The sequence below is a fragment of the Neobacillus vireti genome, assembly GCF_036962345.1.
Lineage (GTDB): Bacteria > Bacillota > Bacilli > Bacillales > Cytobacillaceae > Neobacillus > Neobacillus vireti_A.
Genome location: NZ_JBALNB010000015.1, coordinates 64839 through 87994 on the forward strand (window position 1 = coordinate 64839; position 23156 = coordinate 87994).

25 protein-coding genes and 3 pseudogenes are annotated in these 23156 nt (G+C 37.4%); 16 read left to right on the forward strand and 12 right to left on the reverse strand.

Features of this window, described 5'->3' with window-relative positions; all coding sequences use genetic code 11:
- Position 1: 1 nt before the first annotated feature.
- Both pfkB and V7108_RS18180 read right to left on the reverse strand, forming a co-directional pair.
- Positions 2-928 (reverse strand): 1-phosphofructokinase, encoded by a 927-nt coding sequence (pfkB, locus tag V7108_RS18175; protein ID WP_335569008.1) that lies wholly within the window; start codon positions 926-928, stop codon positions 2-4.
- Positions 925-1674, reverse strand: a complete 750-nt coding sequence (locus V7108_RS18180) for a DeoR/GlpR family DNA-binding transcription regulator (RefSeq protein WP_335516492.1) — start codon at positions 1672-1674, stop codon at positions 925-927. Before V7108_RS18180 ends, pfkB begins: the two co-directional genes overlap by 4 nt.
- Before the next feature lie 377 nt (positions 1675-2051).
- Between V7108_RS18180 and V7108_RS18185 the strand changes: the two genes are divergently transcribed.
- From V7108_RS18185 to V7108_RS18220, 8 genes and pseudogenes are all read left to right on the forward strand, one after another.
- Positions 2052-2336, forward strand: a complete 285-nt coding sequence (locus tag V7108_RS18185) for a YggT family protein (RefSeq protein WP_335511134.1) — start codon at positions 2052-2054, stop codon at positions 2334-2336.
- 130 nt (positions 2337-2466) lie between these two features.
- On the forward strand, positions 2467-3336 hold the full coding sequence (locus V7108_RS18190) for an NAD-dependent epimerase/dehydratase family protein (RefSeq protein ID WP_335569009.1): 870 nt from the start codon (positions 2467-2469) through the stop codon (positions 3334-3336).
- A 12-nt stretch (positions 3337-3348) separates the two neighbouring features.
- On the forward strand, positions 3349-3786 hold the full coding sequence (locus V7108_RS18195) for a GNAT family N-acetyltransferase (RefSeq protein ID WP_335569010.1): 438 nt from the start codon (positions 3349-3351) through the stop codon (positions 3784-3786).
- A 51-nt stretch (positions 3787-3837) separates the two neighbouring features.
- Positions 3838-3978, forward strand: coding sequence for a hypothetical protein (locus tag V7108_RS18200; RefSeq protein WP_335511139.1), 141 nt, complete (start codon positions 3838-3840; stop codon positions 3976-3978).
- Between the two features lie 197 nt (positions 3979-4175).
- Positions 4176-4688, forward strand: a complete 513-nt coding sequence (locus tag V7108_RS18205; protein WP_335511141.1) for a GNAT family N-acetyltransferase — start codon at positions 4176-4178, stop codon at positions 4686-4688.
- Positions 4689-4706: 18 nt separating this feature from the next.
- Positions 4707-5705, forward strand: a pseudogene (locus V7108_RS18210) (glutathione S-transferase family protein); the annotation flags it as partial.
- 159 nt (positions 5706-5864) lie between these two features.
- A pseudogene (locus tag V7108_RS18215) lies at positions 5865-6218 on the forward strand (GNAT family N-acetyltransferase); the annotation flags it as partial.
- 9 nt (positions 6219-6227) lie between these two features.
- Positions 6228-6761: a GNAT family N-acetyltransferase gene (locus V7108_RS18220; RefSeq protein WP_335569011.1), complete on the forward strand. Its 534-nt coding sequence runs from the start codon at positions 6228-6230 to the stop codon at positions 6759-6761.
- Between the two features lie 18 nt (positions 6762-6779).
- Here the strand turns inward: V7108_RS18220 and V7108_RS18225 are convergent, their stop codons facing one another.
- Positions 6780-7172, reverse strand: a complete 393-nt coding sequence (locus tag V7108_RS18225; RefSeq protein WP_335569012.1) for a DUF454 family protein — start codon at positions 7170-7172, stop codon at positions 6780-6782.
- Positions 7173-7316: 144 nt separating this feature from the next.
- Here V7108_RS18225 and V7108_RS18230 point away from each other — a divergent pair, with 144 nt between their 5' ends.
- Positions 7317-7772, forward strand: coding sequence for a DUF2269 family protein (locus V7108_RS18230; RefSeq protein WP_335511186.1), 456 nt, complete (start codon positions 7317-7319; stop codon positions 7770-7772).
- A gap of 78 nt (positions 7773-7850) precedes the next feature.
- On the opposite strand, the gene V7108_RS18235 is transcribed toward V7108_RS18230, so the two are convergent.
- The 3 genes from V7108_RS18235 to V7108_RS18245 form a co-directional block, all read right to left on the reverse strand.
- Positions 7851-8414, reverse strand: coding sequence for a GNAT family N-acetyltransferase (locus V7108_RS18235; protein WP_335511147.1), 564 nt, complete (start codon positions 8412-8414; stop codon positions 7851-7853).
- A 51-nt stretch (positions 8415-8465) separates the two neighbouring features.
- Positions 8466-9245 (reverse strand): alpha/beta hydrolase, encoded by a 780-nt coding sequence (locus tag V7108_RS18240; protein ID WP_335511149.1) that lies wholly within the window; start codon positions 9243-9245, stop codon positions 8466-8468.
- A 138-nt stretch (positions 9246-9383) separates the two neighbouring features.
- Positions 9384-9578 (reverse strand): hypothetical protein, encoded by a 195-nt coding sequence (locus V7108_RS18245; RefSeq protein ID WP_335569013.1) that lies wholly within the window; start codon positions 9576-9578, stop codon positions 9384-9386.
- A gap of 177 nt (positions 9579-9755) precedes the next feature.
- Between V7108_RS18245 and V7108_RS18250 the strand changes: the two genes are divergently transcribed.
- Complete coding sequence (locus V7108_RS18250; protein ID WP_335569014.1) at positions 9756-10301, forward strand: HD domain-containing protein; 546 nt, start codon at positions 9756-9758, stop codon at positions 10299-10301.
- 298 nt (positions 10302-10599) lie between these two features.
- On the opposite strand, the gene V7108_RS18255 is transcribed toward V7108_RS18250, so the two are convergent.
- Positions 10600-11610 carry a DUF3231 family protein gene (locus tag V7108_RS18255; RefSeq protein ID WP_335569015.1) on the reverse strand — a complete coding sequence of 337 codons (1011 nt, stop codon included), beginning with the start codon at positions 11608-11610 and terminating at the stop codon, positions 10600-10602.
- Between the two features lie 1342 nt (positions 11611-12952).
- Between V7108_RS18255 and V7108_RS18260 the strand changes: the two are divergent.
- Positions 12953-13669 (forward strand): annotated as a pseudogene (locus tag V7108_RS18260) (GGDEF domain-containing protein).
- A gap of 55 nt (positions 13670-13724) precedes the next feature.
- On the opposite strand, the gene V7108_RS18265 reads toward V7108_RS18260, so the two are convergent.
- Positions 13725-15233 carry an ATP-binding protein gene (locus V7108_RS18265; protein WP_335569016.1) on the reverse strand — a complete coding sequence of 503 codons (1509 nt, stop codon included), beginning with the start codon at positions 15231-15233 and terminating at the stop codon, positions 13725-13727.
- A gap of 339 nt (positions 15234-15572) precedes the next feature.
- Between V7108_RS18265 and V7108_RS18270 the strand changes: the two genes are divergently transcribed.
- Positions 15573-16229 carry a glycosyltransferase gene (locus tag V7108_RS18270; RefSeq protein ID WP_335569017.1) on the forward strand — a complete coding sequence of 219 codons (657 nt, stop codon included), beginning with the start codon at positions 15573-15575 and terminating at the stop codon, positions 16227-16229.
- 82 nt (positions 16230-16311) lie between these two features.
- On the opposite strand, the gene V7108_RS18275 is transcribed toward V7108_RS18270, so the two are convergent.
- Positions 16312-17613: an NCS2 family permease gene (locus tag V7108_RS18275; RefSeq protein WP_335569018.1), complete on the reverse strand. Its 1302-nt coding sequence runs from the start codon at positions 17611-17613 to the stop codon at positions 16312-16314.
- A gap of 120 nt (positions 17614-17733) precedes the next feature.
- Positions 17734-18528 carry a nucleotidyltransferase domain-containing protein gene (locus tag V7108_RS18280; protein WP_335569019.1) on the reverse strand — a complete coding sequence of 265 codons (795 nt, stop codon included), beginning with the start codon at positions 18526-18528 and terminating at the stop codon, positions 17734-17736.
- A 212-nt stretch (positions 18529-18740) separates the two neighbouring features.
- On the opposite strand from V7108_RS18280, the gene V7108_RS18285 reads away from it, so the two are divergent.
- Complete coding sequence (locus tag V7108_RS18285; protein ID WP_335511168.1) at positions 18741-18968, forward strand: hypothetical protein; 228 nt, start codon at positions 18741-18743, stop codon at positions 18966-18968.
- A 429-nt stretch (positions 18969-19397) separates the two neighbouring features.
- Here V7108_RS18285 and V7108_RS18290 read toward each other — a convergent pair whose 3' ends face one another.
- Both V7108_RS18290 and V7108_RS18295 read right to left on the reverse strand, forming a co-directional pair.
- Positions 19398-19910 (reverse strand): DoxX family protein, encoded by a 513-nt coding sequence (locus V7108_RS18290; protein ID WP_335569020.1) that lies wholly within the window; start codon positions 19908-19910, stop codon positions 19398-19400.
- Between the two features lie 139 nt (positions 19911-20049).
- Positions 20050-20568 (reverse strand): DoxX family protein, encoded by a 519-nt coding sequence (locus tag V7108_RS18295; RefSeq protein ID WP_335569021.1) that lies wholly within the window; start codon positions 20566-20568, stop codon positions 20050-20052.
- Between the two features lie 207 nt (positions 20569-20775).
- Here V7108_RS18295 and V7108_RS18300 point away from each other — a divergent pair, with 207 nt between their 5' ends.
- The 3 genes from V7108_RS18300 (at position 20776) to V7108_RS18310 (ending at position 22863) form a co-directional block, all read left to right on the forward strand.
- Positions 20776-21483 carry an MBL fold metallo-hydrolase gene (locus V7108_RS18300; protein WP_335569022.1) on the forward strand — a complete coding sequence of 236 codons (708 nt, stop codon included), beginning with the start codon at positions 20776-20778 and terminating at the stop codon, positions 21481-21483.
- 13 nt (positions 21484-21496) lie between these two features.
- Positions 21497-22066 carry a TetR/AcrR family transcriptional regulator gene (locus V7108_RS18305; protein WP_335569023.1) on the forward strand — a complete coding sequence of 190 codons (570 nt, stop codon included), beginning with the start codon at positions 21497-21499 and terminating at the stop codon, positions 22064-22066.
- 188 nt (positions 22067-22254) lie between these two features.
- A complete protein-coding gene (locus V7108_RS18310) occupies positions 22255-22863 on the forward strand; it encodes an exonuclease domain-containing protein (RefSeq protein ID WP_335569024.1) in 609 nt (202 codons plus the stop codon).
- Positions 22864-23156 lie beyond the last annotated feature (293 nt).

Here is a 23156-nt window from a genome sequence, read left to right on the forward strand (position 1 = left end):
ATCATTCTCCTCTTTGGTTTGTCTTTTCTACTATTACTTGAGGGAGCAAGCCTTCCATTTTTTCGCGTGTGCATAATCCGATTGAAAATGCCGTCGCACTGCCAGCAGCCACACTAAAGCGGAAGGCTTCTTCGAGTGATTTTGTTTTTTCATAGGTTGCAATAAAACCAGCTACCATGGAATCTCCTGCACCCACAGAGCTTTTTACTTCACCTTTAGGGACTGTGGCAATCAAGGCTATGTCCTTATTGATGAGAACAGCACCTTTATCAGCAAGGGATACAATCACGTTTTGCGCACCTTGTTTCACAAGCTCTTTCGCATAGGGAATGACTTCTTCACAAGATGTAATAACTGTATTGAATAGGTCACCAAGTTCATGATGATTTGGTTTAATTAGGAATGGTTTTAATGGAAGTACCTTTTTAAGTAGTTCACCTTCCGCATCGACAACAAATTTCGTGCCATTTTCATTACATTGTTTCACAAGCTCCTCATAGGTACTCTCTGGCATAGTGGATGGAATGCTGCCAGCAAGAACAAGTATATCTTCATTTGTAAGATTCCTAATTTTATCTTTTAAGGCTTCAAAATTTTCTTCGGAAATATTGGGGCCTTTTGCATTAATTTCCGTCTCTTTTTCAGACTTAAGCTTTATATTGATTCGTGTATCCTCAGCAACATTCACAAAGTCAGTGTGAATTCCATTGGATGATAGGAATCTCTCAATATAATTTCCGGTAAAACCTCCAATAAATCCGAGGGCACGACTGTCAACATCTAATCGTTTTAATACTTGGGAAACATTGATTCCTTTTCCACCCGGGAATTTAGTTTCCTTTTTTGTTCGATTTAATTCTCCAAGTGTAACTTGGTCAATTTCTACAATGTAATCAAGTGATGGGTTTAACGTAACAGTATAGATCATGATGAAACCACCTTAATTTTAGTCTTACTATGGTATTGCTCCTTCGTATCAGGGTCTAACTCATTGGTAATAATTGTTGCCAGATGAAGGTCGGTAATTTTAGCAAAAGCAATTTCCGAGAATTTTGATTCATCTGCCACGACATATGCTTCGCTCGATAATGAAATGGCCAGTTGTTTGACCATTGCTTCTTCAGGGTCGGGAGTTGTATAACCGAATTGTGAATGGATTCCATTTACTCCCATGAAGCACTTGTCGAATCTGTAATGTTCCAGGCTGTCTAATGCACCGCGCCCAATCAAGGCTTTAGTGGTTGGTTTTGCGTAACCGCCTATTAAAAATGTTTTAATATTTTTTTCCAGAAGTTCATTTGCATGTGATAGGCCGTTTGTTACAACGACAATGTTATCGGGAAGAAAAGGGATCATTTCAACGATTGTTGAACCTGCATCCAAATAAATGCAGTCACCTTCGTTCACTAAACCCGCCGCATATTGGGCGATTTGACGTTTTGCTTGAAGGTTTTTGGATGATTTCTCACTCATACTAGGTTCCTGGAGCTTTCCTTGTAGCCTGGCAGCACCCCCGTGCACGCGCTTGAGAAATTTCCCCTGTTCTAACTGTATGAGATCTCTTCGTATTGTTGATTCAGAGGAATTTGTTAATTCGACGAGTTCCTGAAGCTTTACAGAACTCTTTACTTTTAATGCATCTAATATGATTTGATGGCGATCCGGCTCTAACATAATCAATGCCTCCTAAAACGCTTTCAGGTTTTCCTGCTTTCATCTTACAATTAAAAGTGATTAAAATCAATCATAAAAATTCAAAAACATTCATTTCCGTTCAAAAAGTGGCAAATAAAAAAGGATGCTTATTTAGCATCCTTACAAATAGTGTTCCCCTTAGAATTAGTAAAAACAAAGCATATTTCATAGTTTAATAATACTAATTTCTGGAAGGAAGAACGGTGAATTCTTTCTGAACTTTTTAGACTCTTTGCACTTTTAAGTAATAAAACAGTTTTAGTTAAAAATATAGATATATTTGAAACCTTATTGAGTATAATACGTATATGAACAGTAGAGGAATTGAAAAAAATTTATAGATAGGAAGAAAAAATTTGGGCACAAATATTTTGGTAATAGCAAATTATATCTATGATATTTATTATTGGTTAATTTTGATTAGTATTTTTGGTTCTTGGTTCCCGCAATTTCAAACATCCAAAATAGGGATGCTGGTTGGAAGACTCGTTAACCCTTACTTATCTATCTTTAGGAAATTTATCCCGCCGCTTGGAATGATTGATTTTTCACCAATCGTTGCGATATTAGCTTACAGCTTTATAGGGAGATTTGCTTTAGAAGGTCTTCGCCAATTGTTAGTCATGTTAGGTGCATTCTAATTAAAAAATTTTACTATATAGGGCCTTACTTACTTTTCATCGTAAGTAAGGCCCTATTGCTGTATTTTGAGTATCATTCCACTGGTAAATTAAGTTAAAATAAATAGAAAGGACAGAGGAGAGATTTGGTATGAAATCGGTATTAATACTCGGGGGAACGCAATTTGTTGGCAAGAGGCTGGTACAATTATTAATCGATGACGGGGTTGAAGTTACTATCGCAACAAGAGGTCTGACAGCTGATGCCTTTGGTAATCAAGTTTCTCGATTGATAATCAACCGAGAAGACTCAGAGTCTCTGTATACAGCTTTTAAAGATAAGGAGTGGGACGTAGTATTTGATCAAACGTGCTATTCCTCTCAAGAAGCACTTGATACTTTGAACGCATTAACAGGAAAAGTTCAAAAGTATATCTTTACATCGAGTCAGGCAGTATATGATTTTGGCATCAATCATAAAGAAGAGGGTTTTAACCCTTTAGAATTTACCCCAGTTTTAAAAACTAGGAGAGAGTACATAGGGTATGTTGGCTATCAGGAAGCAAAGCGTGCAGCAGAGGCAATTCTATTTCAAAAAGCTGCAATTCCTGTGACTGCGGTGCGTTTTCCAATCATTTTAGGCCAAGACGATTATACGAACCGCTTAAAATTCCACGTAGAGCATGTGAAAGATGGAAAAGCAATGTTTATCGAAAATCCTGATTTAAGGTATAGCTTTATTGATTCTGGTGAAGCAGCTTCGTTTTTATATTGTATCGCTCAATCCGATTTTCATGGAAGTATCAATCCAGGATCACAAGGAGACTGCAGTTTAGGCGAACTAATTTCTTTAATAGAAGAACTTGTATCCGTTAAAGCAATTCTACGTGAGGATGGTGAGCTATCACCTTATAATTTTCCTGGTTCTTGGTCTGTGAATACGGATCTTGCTCAGTCATTGGGATACAAATTTACAACATTAGATAAGCTTTTAAGAGATTTAATTATTTACTATTCATAAAGGGGGGATACCATGAGTATTCAGAGAGCTACTATAAATGATCTTAATTCTTTAGCAGAACTATTTAATTCCTATCGAATATTTTATCAGCAGGAATCGAATCTAGAAGGTGCAAAGAATTTCTTAAAAGAAAGATTAACGAACGGGGATTCGGTGGTTTTTATTGCTTTTGATGAGGGTAATCCGGTAGGTTTTGTTCAGTTATATCCAACCTTTTCGTCTGTAAGTATGAAACGATCATGGATCCTTAACGATCTATATGTAAAGGCATCTGCTCGTAAAAAGGGACATGGAGATAAATTAATTAATAAAGCGATAGCATTTGCAGAGGAAACAGGTGCAAAAGGAGTATCATTAGAGACAGGGAACGATAATATAACTGCACAGAGTTTATATGAAAGAATCGGCTTTAAAAAAGAGTCCAATTACTTTTACTATTTTTCGCTCTAATTGTACAAACTACCTCTTGAGGCAAAATTAGTCAATCGGGAGGCAGTCAATATGAATACTAATAATGAAACTTCAACGATTATTTCAAACGACGCATTGCGCGGTAAACCTTATCTGGATATTGACCGTGTTATTACAGAAGGAAAAAATAGGAATGACCTCGCAGGAAATGATGATCAATTGGATACGTAAAAGGATTCTGAGTAGAGCCAAACCTCTATTTAAAAAAATAAGAATAAATTTGTCACTGCCACAGGACTTGTTACTGTGGCATATTTTTGTATGGGGAGAAGTGGTCACCATGAAAGGACGTTGAATTTATTATCTATCTATTTGAAATTTTAGTAATATAGTAGATATACCATTTAAGTGGAAAGGGAGGGTGTCCTATGGAAATTAGACAACTAACCTCATTGGATGCAAAAAAATACTGGGATCTAAGGCTAGAGGCCTTGAAGCAAGCCCCGGAGGCGTTTTTGACTAGTTATGAGGATGCCATTAAAAGAGAGAATCCGGTCACGCAAGTTGCAGGGAACTTCGCAGATGAAGGAAATTATACGTTTGGGGCTTTCGAAGGTGACAAGCTAATTGGTGTTGTAACACTCTTACAAGAAAAAGCGGAAAAAATCCGGCATAGAGCAAACATTTATGCGATGTACGTCACACCAAAGAAGCAGGGAATAGGTGTAGGCAAAGCATTGCTTACAGAAGCGATAAATAAAGCAAAATCAATTGAAGTAATTGAGAAAATTAATTTATCGGTGGTTGCAACGAATGAGGCTGCAAAAAAGCTATATTTGAGTTTGGACTTTAAAGTATATGGACTTGAAGAAAAAGCTATGAAACTAAATGGTGTCTATTTGGACGATGAACATATGGTGCTGCATTTAAAAAGAACATAAAATAGGGGTGTAAGTATAATGACAAAAAATGGGCAAGGAAGCGTTGCGGCTGAAATCAAAGCTGATGGTTCGTTTAATCGCCAAAAAAATAGATTTAATACTCCGTTTGGATTCGAGGATGGTGACCTTCCAGTTGAAGCAGGACGATATCGTCTTTTATGGTCTGCAGTCTGCCCATGGGCGCACCGCTCGGTAATTGTTAGAAGATTGCTAGGTTTAGAGGAGGTAATCAGTTTAGGTACTGCAAGTCCCATGCGTCCAAAGCTGCACCATGTAGATTGGGAATTCTCATTGGATGAAAATAATGTAGACCCTGTCTTAGGAATCCGCTATATGAGTGAAATATATAAGAATACCGATCCTGATTATTCAGGCAGACCCACTGTTCCTGTCATGGTAGATGTGAAGGAAAATAAGGTTGTGAACAATGATTATTTCAAACTAACAAACTATCTAGAAACAGTTTGGGCACCATTCCATAAGGAAAATGCACCGAATTTGTATCCTGAATCTCTACGGAAAGAGATAGATGCCCTGAATGATGTCATCTTCCATGATGTGAACAATGGGGTCTATAAATGCGGCTTTGCGCAAACGCAGGAAGCCTATGAATTCGCATATGATACCTTGTTTGCCAGGTTAGATGAATTAGAGGAACGTTTATCGAAACAGCGTTTCTTATTTGGAGATTATATTACTGACTCCGATGTTCGTCTTTATGCTACGTTGGTTCGTTTCGATGCGGCGTATTACTCTGCTTTTAAAACAAATCGAAATCGGATTATTGACTTTCCAAACCTATGGGGTTATTTGCGAGATTTATATCAAACGCCAGGTTTTGGTGATGCAACTGATTTCGACGCCATTAAAAGGCATTATCATTTATCAAACCATATCGCAAGTAATGACCAAAAGGGGCATAATAGCATTCTGCCAAAGGGGCCGGATCTATCTGGACTCCTATCCCAGCATAACCGTCAAGCACTTAGTAATAAGGAAGAAAAGTTTCTTATTAAGGAAAATTTGATTATTCGTGAAGCTGTAGAAAGTGAATTAGCTTTCATTCGAGAGCAGAGGGTCAACGCTTATCAGGAGCATGCAGTAAAAATCCCGGAAGGTCATTGGCAGGTTCTGAAGCAAGGAATCTCCTCCATTGCAGATATACAGTCAGGAGTTGAACTGCTCGTCGCGGAGGAGGCTGGTAAGATTGTAGGCAGTGTAGCATTGTTTCCGGCAAAAACCGATGCCTATGAGGGGTATGTTGAGGAGTTGGACTATCCTGAAATCCGAATGCTCGCGGTTTCACCAGAAGTACGAGGCAAAGGGGTAGCGGCTGCCTTGGTTTCAGAGTGTATCAACCGTGCTAAGGAGAAAGGGCATAAGGAAATTGGTCTTCATACAGCGGATTTTATGAAAAGTGCGATGAGTTTATATGAACGGTTAGGTTTTGAGCGATTGCCACAATATGATTTCGAGCCTGCTAATGATGGAATCATTGTTAAAGCCTACCGGCTCACTTTTAATAAGTAGAGTATATTTATGATCAAAATTTGTAAAGCAAATCCAGAGCATGTACAAGGAATAGCTAAAGTTTGTAGTGATGGATATCGAGCCACATACAGTGAAACACATTCTCGAGAATATATTGAGAGAATCATTAAAGAGTTTTACAACATAGAAAGAATACTAAATGAGGTATCAAACACTAGCAGACATTGGGGAGGTTACTTTGCAGCGGTCGAAAATAGCGAGGTAATTGGTGCCGGCGGCGGCGGGATGATTAGCGATTCTGCAGGTGAAGTTTTTGTGTTGTATCTGAATCCTAACCGGCGTAATGAAGGAATTGGATCCAGGCTGTTAGAAGCTATTACGAAACAACAGAAAGATGAATTTCATGCAAGAGAGCAATGGGTTTCCGTCCAAAAAGGGAACAACAAGGGGATTCCTTTTTATGAAGCAAGAGGATTTATTTTTCAAAATGAACAACATGGATATGGGAATGCAGAGGGAGAAAACTACTTATCATTGAGGTATTGGCGTTCCATTTTATTGAACCAAAAACACTTGTCATGATTGTATGACAAGTGTTTTTTAATGGCTAGTAGCAGGAGCTTCACGTATCGTTTTTATTTTATAAATAAAATAATAATATTTATAAAATACGATTAGTACGAGCAACACTTTGACGATCAAGCTATCAAGGATGAAGAAGGGAATGGCAATCATCGCATCTGCAAATAACAGAATCGTCAGCTTCTGTTTTAACGTCATTGCTTTTTCTTTTACGAAGGTCTCCAAATGGCGTTTATAAAGTTTTGTCCCTTTAAACCAGACTTCAAATCGTTTTGATCCTTTTACAAAGCAGTAGGATGCTAATAGCAATAAGGGAGTTGTCGGCAAAACAGGCAGTACAAGTCCCACAACCCCTAAACCCAGGGATATAAATCCGATGATGATATAAACAAATTTAACGATTTTTTTCAAGTAAGTTACCCCCTTCGACCAGGTTTCTCTTTATTATATCACTAAAAAAAAGGAAGTTTTATGACAGATTAAGTACATTAAAACCGTTTTAACCACCATTATGTTAAAATAGTGATGTCTAGAAGAAGGGGGTTGATCGTAAAAATGATTACTTTTTATAAAATAATTGTAGTTATACATATTTTCTCTGCGATTTTAGGAATGGGACCAGGTTTTATCTTAACAACTGTTGTAAAATCCGGAAAAACAATGACAGAATTAAGACATTCCTACGCCCTTAGACATAAACTGCATATCTTTGTTATGGTAGGCGGCACACTCCTGCTCGTAACAGGATTAATCATGGGCTTTATGAATCCGAGCCTATTTCGGATGGGTTGGTATGTTACTAGTTTAATCCTTTTTTTAGCAGCGCTTGCGAGCGGTCCACTTTTATTATCACCAAGGTCCAAACCGGTAAAGGAATTGTTAGCAGCACATAAGGGTGAGGAAATTCCAGATGAGTATTTCCGATTATCAAAAATTTTGTTCCGTTATGAATACCTAGCAAACGTAATTTTTATTATCATTATTGCCTTGATGATTTTGAAACCATTTTAATAGGAGTCGATTATTTTAGGTAGTTTGGTAATGTGGATAAAATCAGAAAAAACATTTCAAATAGATATAAAAAAGCCGTCAAAATTGGCGAGCTTTTTTTATATCATTCCAATCCTTTGATAATAAGCTGTAAGTAACCAAGTCTTCATAATGGTCATATAGCCATTGCCCTTCCCTTTTGATACCTTCTTTGACAAAACCAAGCCGTTCTGGAATAGAAATACTCTTATGATTATTTACAGCACATTGGATTTCCACTCGATTCATATTCATCGTACCGAAGAGATAGCTCAGCAATGCCGACACAGACCTTGTGATGATCCCTTTACCTTGAGCTTCTTCAGAAAGAAAATAACCTATACTCGTTGAACGATTTTTCCAATCAATATAATGAAGCCCTACCATACCAACTAATTTATCATTATATCGAATACCCGCATCGAAACCGTTGTTATCTGCGTAATTTCTTATCCAGATAGGGATTATCGGTTCAAAGTCTTCTGATGATTTTCTTTTATCAACCCATAATAACCATTTTCTTAGATGTTCACGGTTTGTATGAATGAGTTCATATAACTCTTCCTTATGGTGCTGCTGTAATAATTCGATTGATATTTCTTTTTCTACTCTAAAGGAAAACAATATTACTCCCCCTAAATATTTTCAAAGTTATAAGGTTTTTGGATTCATTTTTTAACAGTGATCCGAAAAAAGATAGGCTAACACATGAGGAATCCTCTTTCTAAATGAAGTATAGTTGTGCTCGCCATTTTCAATTGTTTGATAGAGGGTATCTGCTATTTTACTGTCCAAGATTTCATAAATGGTTTGAATCATTTCTGTGAACTCTTTGTTCCGTTCCTTATCATCAGCGATTTCATGGGTACCAAAATCCATATAAAACTTCTCTACCCCTGATAAGTCGGAGTTCTTTACAAATTTCTCAAGTTCCTCTTGGTTCCGATAATAACCTGGTGAGATCGCAGCAATCCGCTTGAAAATACGAGGATAGCGGCAAGCTGCATATGTAGAGATAAGTCCTCCTAGTGAAATTCCGGCCATTGAAGTCTGATTTTCTAGCGTTCGGTATTTACGGTCTATCAATGGCTTCAGTTCGTTTACAATAAAGTCTAAGTATTGCTCACCTTTCCCTCCGACGGAACTTGGATGTCCAATCATTTTCTCTGCGATTGCACCCGTCACCCATGGGCAGTATTCGTTAAAACGTTCTTCACCTTCGGGATTTAAATCAATGGCGACCACGATTATTTCTAGATTTTTTTTATCTAAATAATCCTTTAACCCTAAAGAAACCCCTTTAATAGCACCTTCATCTTCAAAAACATTTTGTCCATCATGCATATAAAGAACAGGGTAGCGTTTATTGGACTCTTTGTAACTATCAGGGAAGTATACGCGTATCATTCTTTCTTGTTTAAGGGATGACATATAAACATTAAATTTCTCTAGCATTTATTTTACCTTCTATTCTCGTAATTTTTTATTTTAATTTTACCATTTTTTGTATTTTTTTGAAACAAAAAACAAGCTGGCGAGACCTATTTATCTCACCAGCCTGTGGGAATTGAAATTATCCCTTTAAAGAATCAATTAAGACCAGAATCCCCTTCTGTCATCTCTTCTTCTATCATTCTCGTCAACAATGTTAACTCTATCAGCACGGATAATAACTTCTTCTGCATTGATCACAACTCTTCTGTCATCTCTGCGATTATTACGGCGTCTTCTGTTGCGATCACTAACACCTGCGACATCATCATCACGGCGTCTTCCACAATTGCACATTCCATATCCCTCCTTTCACATTCGTACTATAAAATATACTTGTACAAAATTATGTGATTGGACCATAACACAAACTTTGTCAATAAATGTTCTATCTAGCAAGGAATTATGTTGATTTTTGTAGAAATAAGGAAAAATAGAACTAAGACGAGATTAGTAATATGGAGGGATAAAAAGATGAATGTCATCGAAAAAGCACTGCAAACAGCAAGCAAATGCCATGAAGGACAATATCGGAAAAACACGGATATTCCCTATATCACACACCCAGTATCTGTTGGAATGATGTTGTTAAAAGCAGGGTATAGAGAGGAAATAATTGCGGCAGGAATCCTTCATGACACAGTTGAAGATACGCAGCTTGCACTGGAAGAAATCGAGAAGGAATTCGGACTTAAAATAGCAAGAATCGTTGAAGGTTGTTCGGAACCTGATAAGACGCTGCCATGGAAGGAGAGAAAGGAGCACACCATTGAATACTTAAAAACGGCTTCTGACGAAGTTCGGGCTGTGGTTTGTGCAGATAAACTTCATAATATCCGTTCTATCATAAGCGATTATGAGGAAGTGGGTGAGGCAGTTTGGAGGAGGTTTAATGCAGGAAAGGAACAGCAAAAGTGGTACTACTCAAATATCGTAGAAAGCTTAGGCACCAAATCCAGCTTTGATTTATTAAAAGAATTGCAAAAAGAAGTAGATAGGCTTTTCAGGATGATGGCTTAGGATGATGGATTATAAGGGTTCATATAAAAAAGGCAAGCAAAATAATTTGCTTGCCTTTTTTTATATCAATGTGAATGTAGATGATACTTTATGAAATACCCAATGCTTATGTTAAAATTTGCTTTCTTAACAAGGACTTTAATTTAGCATCCATCTTGTCAAAAAAGAATGTAGCTTTAACTAACAAAGTAATTAAGGCTGATAATAAGCTAAGAAGTAGATTCAAAGTTTTTCCTCCACATTGAAATTTAGTGTTAATTTAACACTAATGTTAGTATCTGTTCAAAGACATTTTTTATTATTCATTTCTATTTATTAATTGACCTCTATCTTCTGTTTGCGGTGGTTCTTCATACCATCCGTTTTTAAACATAATCTCAAGACCTTCTTGACCGTAAAAATAGACATCTTTTGCTAGTAACGCTGTTTTTAAGGATATATCATTTCTCAAAGTAAAGAATGTTCCGAAACTTCCCCCAACAATGCTAAATCCATTTAGTAGGTCGACGCAATATATCATAAGTTTGTCAGAAAATGGGGCAACTGTTGAAGTCGTTACCGTACTCCCAGTGGTAGCTGAAACCTGTGTATCGTTATCTAAAAGAATTTCCTGAAATGTTTTTATATGCTTTTTTGAAAGTTCTTTTCCCTTTTCAAAATATTGTCTAACCTCTTTGTTCTTTGCACATTGCGCAAATCCAGTAATAAGCTGCATCCCGATATTATTCGATTCAATTCCATGATGAAGAAAACCTAACTCAATAGCATTTAATGCTCTTTTTTCATTAAATAGTTTAAATCCTTTCATGTAATTTTTACCTTCAATAAATTCAGTTCTTTTAGGCGGTGTTATTATAGGTGGACGAGTTAAAATCCCTTTTTTTAGTAAATACACGTTAGCCAATTTAAAAACCTTGTGGGTTACAGTGGTTAAGCCTTCATAAATCGTCATTACATCTATTCTATATGCCATATTCATATTAATTGAGTACATACCCATACTTACTTCTTTTAATATTCGAAGAAACATAATGTCGAATCCATTATCGAATAAGTTTGGGGCACCTAAATTTACATCTTCTTTTTTGAATCCTGTTGGAATAACAACTCCTTCACTTTCAAAAATCCCTTGAATCAATTCCACGTAATAATCCAATTCCTGCCACAACATACCCATAATATTTTTTGCTTCTTGGTCATCCGATTTTTCTAAAAAGTATTCTAAAATTCTTAGTATCATTGTTTTTTCTTGATATGTAAGCCAGAGTGTTCCTATTTCTGATGAACTTAACGGTTCTTTAACCTTCAATTCTTTGTTCCTCCAATAACATTTGTTAATCTAAGTATGTTTAAACATAAGATGAATTATTCCAATTTATACGATTGATGGAAATGATCTCACTCCCTTTTAGGTCGACTGATAGAAGGAATGAATCATAATGATTTTTAGACAAAAAAAGAGATAAACCATTAAGGTTATCCACTATACTAAAATTCTTCCTTCATTTAATGTTTGCGATAGGTGACGAAACCTGTTATAGAAATAATTTCCTCTTTTTTATGTACAAGCTGTTTCCGTTTGGCTCAATCCTTCATATTTTATATAAAGGCTGTTTTCGTAATGATTGTTGTTAAAATCTTAAAGCCGATTTTAACGTGGAAATAGTTATTTCGCACTTTAGAATCTAGTTTGCAGGCTCTTTTTTTATAAATTGATTCTATAATCCTGCTGAAACTTAGCACAATCATTAACATTTTGTTCCAAAGAGGCAACACAGTATAAGAAAAGAGCCTTATATAAAGGAGATGAGTAAATATGAGATGTCGTAAAAACCGTCCTTCTTTCTGTGTTTTTCCAGGATACAAATGGTGCGGGCCAGGATGCAGCGGACCAGGAGCTCCGATAAATGATGTGGATTCCTGTTGTTATAAACATGACCGCTGTCTAGAAAGTGGTTTTTCCCCTTGTTACTGTGATAAGCGATTTATGGATTGCCTATACCCCAAAAGAAATCCTCGAACCCAAAAAGGCCGGCACGCCAATACCATGTTTAGATTCATGAAACTCAAAACAGCGTTTACCTGCAGCCATAAAAAACGCCGTAATTGTGGTTCATAAATTAACACTTTTAACCATTCATACTCTATAGTTTTACTTACACTATGTTTGATATAATAGTCTAAAGAAGTAGTGTCCTATTTTGGCCGCTGCTTTTTTCGTAAAGGCATATAAAGATAGGAGCTATGGTCACAGCTGTGATTATTTCAGACAGCTTCATACAGCAGGCAGGACTAATCGATTTAGATTAGTTGGGAGATGAAAAATACAGATGGTAAAAAGGTTTGAATCATTAAATGAGCTTAAGATCCGCATTTATCTTTGGGTTGTGCCATGTATTATTATTTCTCTCATCTCTAATACACTTTTACAAAATATTCATGCCGCAAGTACATTTAATTTATCGATTAATAATACCCTCACTATTTGGTTTTCTATCAGTTGGATTTTACTATATAAGCGATTTTTTATTCAGTTCACAGAATACTCCAATTTAGCTTTAGTCAGTTTTTATCATGTTACGACCTTTTTTGACACAGTACGCAACTATATGGTTGTTGACGGAGGTTCTCTGGGTGATTTTATCATTTGGATGCCGATTATTACTTTGTTCTTTTTCTTAACGCTGGGGACTAAGCGGGGACTCTACTTTTCAATTGTTATATTTCTAACAACTTTTGCAATGGGAAGCATGTATTTAAACCATCTAACATCAGAATCGATTGATTCTTTAGGGCAATATTACTTTGCCAATCTCGTATACATTATTGTTCTCTATTATGCTCAACATGTGTTTAAGACCTATGCAGATCTAGAAATGTTTAGAAAGCATGCCTATTATGATTCATTAACGAGAATCGCGAATCGGCTGCAGATTGATGAATGGCTTGAAAAGAAACTAAAGCTATCCGCAGAAAAGCATGAGGTATTTTCAGTCATTTTTTTTGATATTGACCACTTTAAGGAAGTAAATGATAACTAAGGGCACAAAATTGGTGATGAAGTCCTAGTAGAGTTAGCATAACTCATCCAAGGCAGCCTTTCCAATCGAGAGCTTTTTGGTCGTTGGGGAGGGGAGGAGTTTATTATCATCTCTCCTTCAACTGGAGAAGAAACGGTAAAGCTTGCCAAAAGGCTCAGAAAGGTTGTTGCAAACCATTCTTTCAAAGGGGCTGGACATCTTACTGCTAGCTTCGGGGTCACAGATTCCAAAGCAGGGGATGGCATTGATTCTTTATTGAATCGTGCGGATAAAGGGCTATATCATTGCAAGTATTGTGGTAGAAATCAAGTTTGTTATATTAGATAAAAAGGGTTAGTGCACTGGCAATAACCCTTTTTATCATCGGATGGGGCGGAGGATTTCATTCGTAAGATAGCGGGAGGGTAATCTCTACTTGTGTCCCGGCGTTTAGACTGCTTTTAATAAAAATTTTCCCGCCAAACGTCTCAATTATTCGTTTACATATGGTTAATCCAAGACCTGAACCCTCTTTTTTCATTGAATAGAACGGAGTAAATGCTTTTTTTAACTGTTCCTTTCCCATTCCGACTCCGGTATCTGCTACATGAATCAGACAAGATTCAGCGTTTTTTTTGAGAATAATAGTCAATTTTCCCCCATTCGGCATGGCTTGAAGGGCGTTTTTTGCTAGATTAAGAAGTACTTGCTTCAGATTGTCCTTCACGCAAGAAATCGGCAAATCAACATCACCATAATGAATCATAAGCTCTACATTCATGAAATTGGCTTCTGAAAGGATAATTGGCTCGATTTCTTTCACGATCGTGTTTACATCAAAGGTGTTTAATTTATAGGCTGTAGGTTTTCCAAGAACAAGCAGTTCACTTACAATTGCATTAATCCGGTCGATTTCCTGCTGGATCACCTGGAAGTAATACTGCGATTTTGTATCAGAATGTTCCTCACTTAACAGTGTAACCAACCCTTTTATTCCTGTTAGGGGATTCTTAATTTCATGAGCAGTACTTGCTGCAAGATTTCCTATCAACTCAAGCTTTTGCAATTCTGTTTGTTTCTTTTCTTGTTCTACCTTTTTTCTTAAATGTAAATATTGAGCTAGCAAATAAAGAATATTTGTTAGTATAAGAAAAATAAAAAAGTATTGGAAATAGGTATTCCTAAATATATGTTTACTTTCAGGAACAACCATGGCCGTAATGGTCCAAGGAACTTGGGTCATGTGTATACTTGATTTCACGGTATTTTCTAAAGGCAGCTTTTTACCTGCCTGAATTAAGGTCTCTTCTTTTTGATCAGCAACAATGATTTGTTCATCGTTGATTAACCCTATCATCGACTTTTCAAATTCATCAATTCGCAAACTGGCCAAAAGAACACTTTTTATATTACCATGGTCTACTATTGGCGTAGCGATAGTTATGACATATCGCCCTGTGACCCGTCCAATATGGGGTTCTGATATACTGGTTTGCTCTGTTCTAATCGCTTGATGGAAATAGTCTCGATCACCAACATTGACTAATGAGGAAGTAGGGTTTGTACTTATGAGCAAATTACCTGTTGAACTGGCAAAATAGAACCCAGAAAAACGTAAATCCTTTGCTTGAGTTTCCTTAAGGATTGTTTCAATATTAAATAGATTGCTATGTTGAGTTTTAATGGAGGAAGCAAGCATTTCTAGCCTGCCGACGGTTTCGCCTATAAATTTTTCAAGATTCATCGCATGAACATTTGCATATTTCTGGGCTTTATTTTTAGTTGAAGTCTCAACAACTTTTACTTCGTGCTGGGCAAAATAGTAACTAATTACCAGCGAAGGGATTAGGGTAATGACAATATATATGAGTAACTTCTTTGAAATGGATTGCAACTGGTAATTTGAAAACAAAAAAATCTTCCCCTCAAAAGTAGTTTCATTGATAGTTTACCATTACTTTGTACGTATGGAAAAACAAAGAAACGAATTAGGGAAAGATTTATAAATAACACAAAAAAAGTGCCTGGTACTAGAAGTACCAGGCAAAATTATGGGAAGTTTTTAAGAATAAGGTTCCTAAAACCTAAGTCTCAAATAAGTTATCTTTATAATAAGATAAACTTTTGAAGAAGTTATAGAGAACTTATGTGGAAATTATGAAGATGAAAAAATTATTTTTAGTAGAGTGAAATTGGACAAAAAATCGAATAATAAGTTTGCCAGATTCGATTTATTAAAGGAGATGATTTTTTGAACAAGCATTTGTCCAAATTTATGTTTTTGTTCCTTTCATTTGTATTAATCTTCCCTGCATCCATGAGTGCGGAAGAGACCAGACAGGCGGAGCAGGTAACCGCAGAACGGCCGCTAAGTCAGAAAACTGTCCAACTTAGGGTTGATTTGAGGCATCTATGGAATGAACAAGCCTTTTGGACTGAAAAGTATATCGTAAGTTCAATTGAAGGGCTAGAGGACCAAAAAACGGTGCTGGAAAGATTTTTGAAAAACCAGGACGATCTTGGGAATGCAATAAAGCCCTATTACGGAGAGGAAGCAGGTAACAAGCTTGCACAATTGTTAAGAGAGCATATTTTGATTGCCGGCAAGGTTGTAGATGCAGCGAAAAGCGGGAATCAGGCTGACTTAAAAAAATACAATACGGATTGGTATAAAAATGCAGATGATATTACAAACTTTTTAACTGCTGCAAATCCAAATTACAATAAAAATGAACTAAATGACATGATGTATATCCATCTAAAACTGGTCACAGCTGGTGTAGTTGCCAAGCTTCATAAGGATTGGAATGCGAATATCACGGCCTTAGACAAAAATCAAGAACATCTAATGCATTTGGCAGATTTCCTAACAAACGGAATTATCAAGCAGTTCCCAAATAAGTTTTAAAAAGGCTGTTTTCGTGGAAATTGTTAAAAAGCAACAAAGTTTAAGAAAAATGGAGCCCAACTTCTTGTTGGGACTCCATTTTTTAATGCGGTAAGAATGCAAGTTGATAAAAGAATAGTACGGCGAAAACATATAAAAGCGGGTGTACCTCACGCCATTTGCCTTTTACTATTTTTAGAAGCGGATAGCTGATGAAACCAAGTGCAATTCCAGTGGCAATGCTGGATGTTAACGGCATGCTCAGAATCACAAGGAATGCTGGAAAAGCTTCATCTATTTCGTTCCATTTGATCTTTGCAATGCTGCCCATCATCATACTGCCGACAATGATAAGGGCAGGAGCGGTAATGGCAGAAATACCTGAAACTGCGCTGACAAGAGGTCCGAAAAACGCCGATAACATAAACAAAGCTGCTACAGTAAGGGATGTTAATCCTGTCCGGCCGCCAGCCGCAACTCCTGAAGTAGATTCAATATAAGCAGTTGTTGGACTTGTACCAAAAACGGCACCAATGGATGTTGCAACAGAGTCGGAAAGCAGTGCATGGCGGGCACGCGGCAATTTTCCATTTTTCATCAAACCCGCTTGATTGGCAACACCAATCATGGTTCCAGTGGTATCAAAGATGGTTACGAGAATGAATGAAAAGACGACTGCATAGAGACTATTCTGAATCACATCTGACAAAGCCGTAATGGGATTGCTTACCATTAATCCATCGGGGAGAGAAGGTAAGGATACAAAACCTTGATCAAAGGAAAGCTGGTTGGTAAAAAGGGCAATTAAGCCGGTAATGATCATTCCAATAAATAATGCTCCATTGATTCGGAGTGCCAGAAGAATTAGCGTAATTGCTAATCCTGCTACCGCAAGCGAGGCAGATGGCGAGCGCAGGTCCCCTAATCCTACCAAATTAGTAGGATGAGCAGTAATAATATGTGTAAGTCTTAATCCAATAAAAGCAATAAATAATCCAATTCCCGCTGATATCCCATGCTTAAGGTTTTCTGGTATTGCATCTATTAATTTTTCTCTAAAAGGTGTTAAGGACAAGATGACAAAAATAATCCCCGCTATAAAAACTGCCGCGAAGGCTGTTTCATAGGTAATATTTTGTTGACCGCCGACAACGGAATAGGCAAAGTATGCGTTTAGTCCCATTCCCGGTGCGATGGCGATAGGATAATTTGCAAATAATGCCATCCAGAGTGTCCCGACAACTGCGGAAATGATGGTGGCAGTGAAGACCTGTTCAAAGGGGACACCAGCATCGGCAAGAATGACTGGATTCACAACAACAATGTAAACCATTGTGAAGAAGGTGGTAATACCTGCGAGTAGTTCCGTTTTTGTGTTTGTTTGATTTTCTTTTAGCTTAAACATAGTGGTTCCTCCAAAACACGAACATTTTTTGACAACTTTTATATAATATTCGTTTTCAATGTGATTTTCAAGCTTTCAGGGAAGAAAAATTCGAAGTGGAGGAAAAGCGAAAAAATTTTTTTATTCCCAAACTTCAATGAGGGTTTCACGAAATACCTGATTTAAGAGTTCGGTAGGATCGGGTTGATTGACTGTTAATTCCGTTACATATTTCTCTAGATGCTCCATTTCATTTTCCAAGAATGGATTCATAATCGCAGGCTGGGGAGTAAGGTCAAGGTCATTCCCCGCTATTTTCTGCTTAATAGCAGCGTCAATTATCTTTCTAATCTCGCCGTTTGGAAGGATTTCTTCCACTAGCACAGTAAATGAAACAGGTGGAAATTCCTTGTGCTTTTCAATCCATTTAGCTGCCAAAAGCGGGCGGAATATATTGAAGTATCTTTTAATTTTGACTTCGTCCCGATTCAAATAATCACGATAATTACCTTTTGCCATTTTTAAATAGTGGTGAATGCAAGAAACAGGAGAAAAAATGTGGTTCTCCAACCCTTGGATTTTTTGTATGGCAGAGTACTGCTTATAATAAATAATATTTGAATGGAGCCATTCCAAAAGAGGCGGATTGGATTTGCGAAATAACCGCAAGGCTTTGGTAAGTTCCCAGCCATTTAGGTCGAGGAGATTGTCCACTGAAATTGTAAGCCTATCATGCTTTGGAACCTCCAGCACATCACGCCTTTGATCAATCGAGAGGTACCAATCCCTCTTATGAATATAAATAAATCGAACATCAAAGTCGCTGCCCATCGACGGAAATCCCCAGGAACGGCTTCCCGATTCACATGCATAAAGGATTTTAACTTCATATTCAATTTCGATTTGGTTTAGTACTTCTAAGATGTGTTCTTTCATTCACAAAACCTCCTAATAGTACTATTTGTTTCCTAAAACAATCCAATCTATATTCACCAAAATAAAATCTAAGAAAATAAATGTTTAATGTTGTTTTTCCTGTAAAATTTGCCCTATAATAGATATATAAACGTTCACAAAATTGTCAAAAATATATTTTTCTAATTTGGAGATAAAATAAAATATAAGAGCTGGTATGGAGGGGAACAGAAATGATTCGAATGGCTGTTGCGGGTGTTGTAGGTTTTATTCTAATTTTCATTGAATCTATGATTGTAATGAAAATTAAAGGGTATCATGGAATTGAGTTCGGAGGCTTAGCACCTTTCATTAACGTATGGGCTATGAATTTCTTTTTTGTATTTGCTATACTCACTCAAATTACAAATTGGTATCAAGATCGCGTAGGATTTGAACACGGTGAAGACAATAGTTATTAAATAAAAATGCCTCAATCACATTGTGACTGAGGCATTTTTACTGTCCAGCTCCAGCGCCCTAGCGGCTAGTGTCCTTCGCTCTCCGCGAGTAAAAATCCCTTTAGGATTTTTACCTACCTACGATAAGTCAAGCACGAATGCGCCCAATCTGCTCCTGCGCAATAGCAAATTCAGAGTAGCGGTTGTTCAGCTCGTCGCAAAGCTGCAATGAAGTAATTCAAGTAGCGGCTTGGCTCTTCGTGTTTCCTTTATCTCAGTTGGAGCGCTCCACAAGGAACTCTTCGGCAGCATAGGCTTCGCACGAAGGAAAAGCGTTAGCTTTTACGAGGAGGCCATACGCCGCTGAACACTAAGGAAAGCTCCTTCGAATAATCATCGCAGGACCAAGCTGCACTTTGGCTTGGTCCGAGGGCGCTTGCGCTTTTTTATTTATGCATGTTGTTTTGCTGTTTCTTTACCTTTAAGAGCAGTTTTACGGATGAATGGTACCACCCAGCGGTCAAGACCAATGCGACCAGCGTTGTAACCTGCTGTTAAGATGATGAATCCTAAGAAGATATCAGTTGGGTTATGTGATACTGTTCCTGCTAAGAAGAAACTGAAGTTCATTACAAGACCAAAAAACATTGCAGCTGTTGTTAAACATCCAAGCATAAGACCTAAACCGATTAATGTTTCGCCCCAAGGAACGATGAAGTTGAACACATCGATGTTTGGTAACGCAAAGCTTTCTAAGAAATTAACATACCAGCCGTAGACCACGCTGCCATCAGGGCCTTTTACTGGATTAGCGATTGCTCCTTTTAAGAAGCCAGAAGCATCGAAGGCACCGCTTTGTAATTTTCCTAGTCCTGCAGTGAACCAAGCATATCCTAGATATAAACGTAAGATTGTTAAAATACCAGTTGCAATTTTATTTTCTCTTAAGAAGTTATTAAACATAAAGCATTCCGCCCTTCAAAATTAATTAATTTGTATTTGATAGTTACACTATAAAAGATTTTTTAAGTTAACTACATGAGTGTAGTGATAAGTTCACATTTTGTTAGAAAAGTTTTGTCAAACTTTTGAACAACCTTTTTTAGGCAGCTGATTTTACTTTTTCTTTCAAACCGTTTGCTCTCATTGTCTTACGAAGAAATGGAACGACCCAGTGATCAAGACCGATACGACCAGCATTAAATCCTGCAGTTAAGATTATAAATCCTAAGAATATATCCGTTGGGTTATGAGATACTGTGCCTGCTAAGAAGAAAGAGAAGTTCATTACCAATCCAAAGAACATTGCAGCTGTTGTTAAACATCCAAGCATAAGGCCTAAACCAATTAATGTTTCGCCCCAAGGAACGATTAAGTTGAAGACATCAATGTTCGGTAACGCAAAGCTTTCTAGAAAGTTTACATACCAGCCGTAAACCATGTTGCCATCTGGACCTTTAACTGGATTTGCTACAGCATTCTTCAGGAAGCCAGAAGCGTCAAATGCACCGCTTTGTAATTTCCCTAGCCCTGCAGTGAACCAAGCATAACCAAGATATAAACGTAAGACTGTTAAGATTCCAGCCGCAATTTTATTTTCTCTTAAAAAGTTCATAAACATTTTTAAGCCATCTCCTTGTTAATTACGTTTTTAATATTTATTACACTGCTAATATATCAAATTAATCTCGAGTTCAGTGTAGATTGTTCATTGATTCACATATCTGTAAAAAAGTTGTGAACAAATTGCGAACACGGAAGGGATTGACAAAACTAATATCATTAGTTAATATTAAACTAATGATATTAGTTAAGGGGGATGGCCGCAATGAAAGTGATCAAGAATGGATATTTATATCAAGTCACATTTTTGCCGAATTTTTTTCCTGTTAATTGCTATTTGGTGGAGGAAGAGAAAGAACTAACCCTGATTGACGCTGCACTGCCCTTTAGTATGGACGGTATATGTAAGGCGGCTGAAATCATTGAAAAGCCAATCACTAAAATTATATTAACGCATGCACATGAGGATCATGTTGGTGCACTAGATAGGATAAAAGAGAAGCTGCCAAATGTGCCTGTTTATATTTCTGTTAGGGATAATAGAATTATGAATGGTGACCTTTCCTTAGATCAGCATGAACCTCAAACCCCGATAAAAGGCGGAGTTCCAAAAAAATTGAAAACGAGAGCGAATGTACTATTGAAGGAAGGGGATCTTGTTGGATCATTAGCAGCCATTGAAACACCTGGACACACACCTGGATCGATGTCTTTTTATGATACCCGTACACATGCGTTGATCGCAGGGGATGCTTTTCAAACACGAGGTGGTATTGCAGTTGCTGGGGATGTTAAGCCATGGTTTCCTTTTCCAGCGTTTGGAACTTGGAGTAAAGAAACTGCGTTGGAAAGTGCAAGGAAATTAGCTGACTATAAGCCAGATCTTCTCGCAGTGGGACATGGGGAACTAGTGAAGAATCCAACTGGAGTAATGGAGCAGGCAATTCGCAGTCTTGAGAAGAAATTAAACTAAGGAGTTTTGATCAATGTCACCAAGACCTAAAGTAGGATTAGAAATAAATGAAATTCTAGAAGCGGCGGGGGAGATTGCCGATGTTTTTGGGATTCAGGAAGTTACATTGGCAAATCTGGCGAAAAAACTTGGAATTCGGCCTCCTTCGTTATATAACCATTTTGATGGTCTTGGAGGCTTACGAAAAAAAATGGCCATTTATGGAATAAATCGTCTTTATGAAAAATTAGCCACAGCTGCTATTGGCGTGTCTGGAGATGAGGCATTACTGGCAGTTAGTACAGCCTATGTGAATTTCGCCCGGAAACATCCGGGTATATATGAAGCAACCTTAATGGCACCTGATATGGAGGATAGAGATGTGCAACAGGCAGGTGCTAAGGTGGTTGAACTATCTGTTCGTGTATTGCAGGCATACGAATTAGATGGCGATCATGCTTTACATGCAGTTAGAGGGTTGAGGAGCATCCTACACGGCTTTTCTGCATTAGAACAGCGCGGTGGATTTAAGATGGATTTGGATTTAAATGTGAGTTTAGAGGTAATCATTAAAGCATTTATTAAGGGGATGCGTAATAGCTAGGGGTCGTTTTCGGCTGTAATGGATATCATGATATATGGTTTACCGCAGATATAATCACTTTAACGCAGATATCCGTTAACCCAAACTACAAATCTCAAGTGACTTGCTAAATTGGCAAGTCTTCTTTATGAATAATGATGTTATAATGATAGTAATATTAAGATTTAGATTAAAAGGAATGAAGATATATGAGTAAACTTGATAAGTTTGGCTTAGTTTTGGACGTTGAAACAACCGGGCTGGGCCCGACTACGGATGAAGTAATTGAACTTGCAGTGAAATTGTTTTCTTATAGAGCCGATACAGGAGAAATTCAAGAGATTATCGAAGAAGAATCTTTTTTAAGAGAACCACTTTCCAGTACTGCTAGAAGAAACTATGACCGTGCGTACCAAATTCATGGAATTCCCTATGAATTAGTAGAAGGGAAGAGTTTCTTAGATGGAAAGATTAAGACCTATTTCCATCGTGCTGATACTGTCTTTGCACACAATGCCTCTTTTGACAGAAGCTTTCTTTATCATATGTACCCAGAAGTAAATGATTTAAAGTGGTACTGTACAATGAGAGGGGTCAAATGGAAGAATTATGGTTTCCCTAATGGTAAACTCTTAACCCTTTTACAAGCGCACCAAATCACAAACCATCAAACACATAGGGCACTTGATGATATTACATACCTCATGGACTTACTCAGAAAAACCAGTCCCAATGGAAACCTGTATCTACAAGAAGTACTCGAAAATGGCCCGATGAGAAAATACCAGCCAGCAGCCACACGATCTAGATTGGGATAATTATACTGGGAACCTGCAAAATGAAAAAGAGCAGTCATTCATAAGAGGGATGAGAGCCCGAAACCCACAAAAAGGGGAAGGGACGGTCACTCATAAGAATGATGAGAACTCAAGGAATACTACTATAGATCAAAAAAAGGTAGAAGCCCTAAGATATTTGGGATTTCTACCTTTTTTTCTGATTTAAGTGCGTTAACAATACACTGTCCACCTGAGGTGGACAGTGTCCACGAGCAGTGCCTGTCACCGGGGGGTGTCACTGCGGTGACACACCACGGTGACAGGCACCAAAC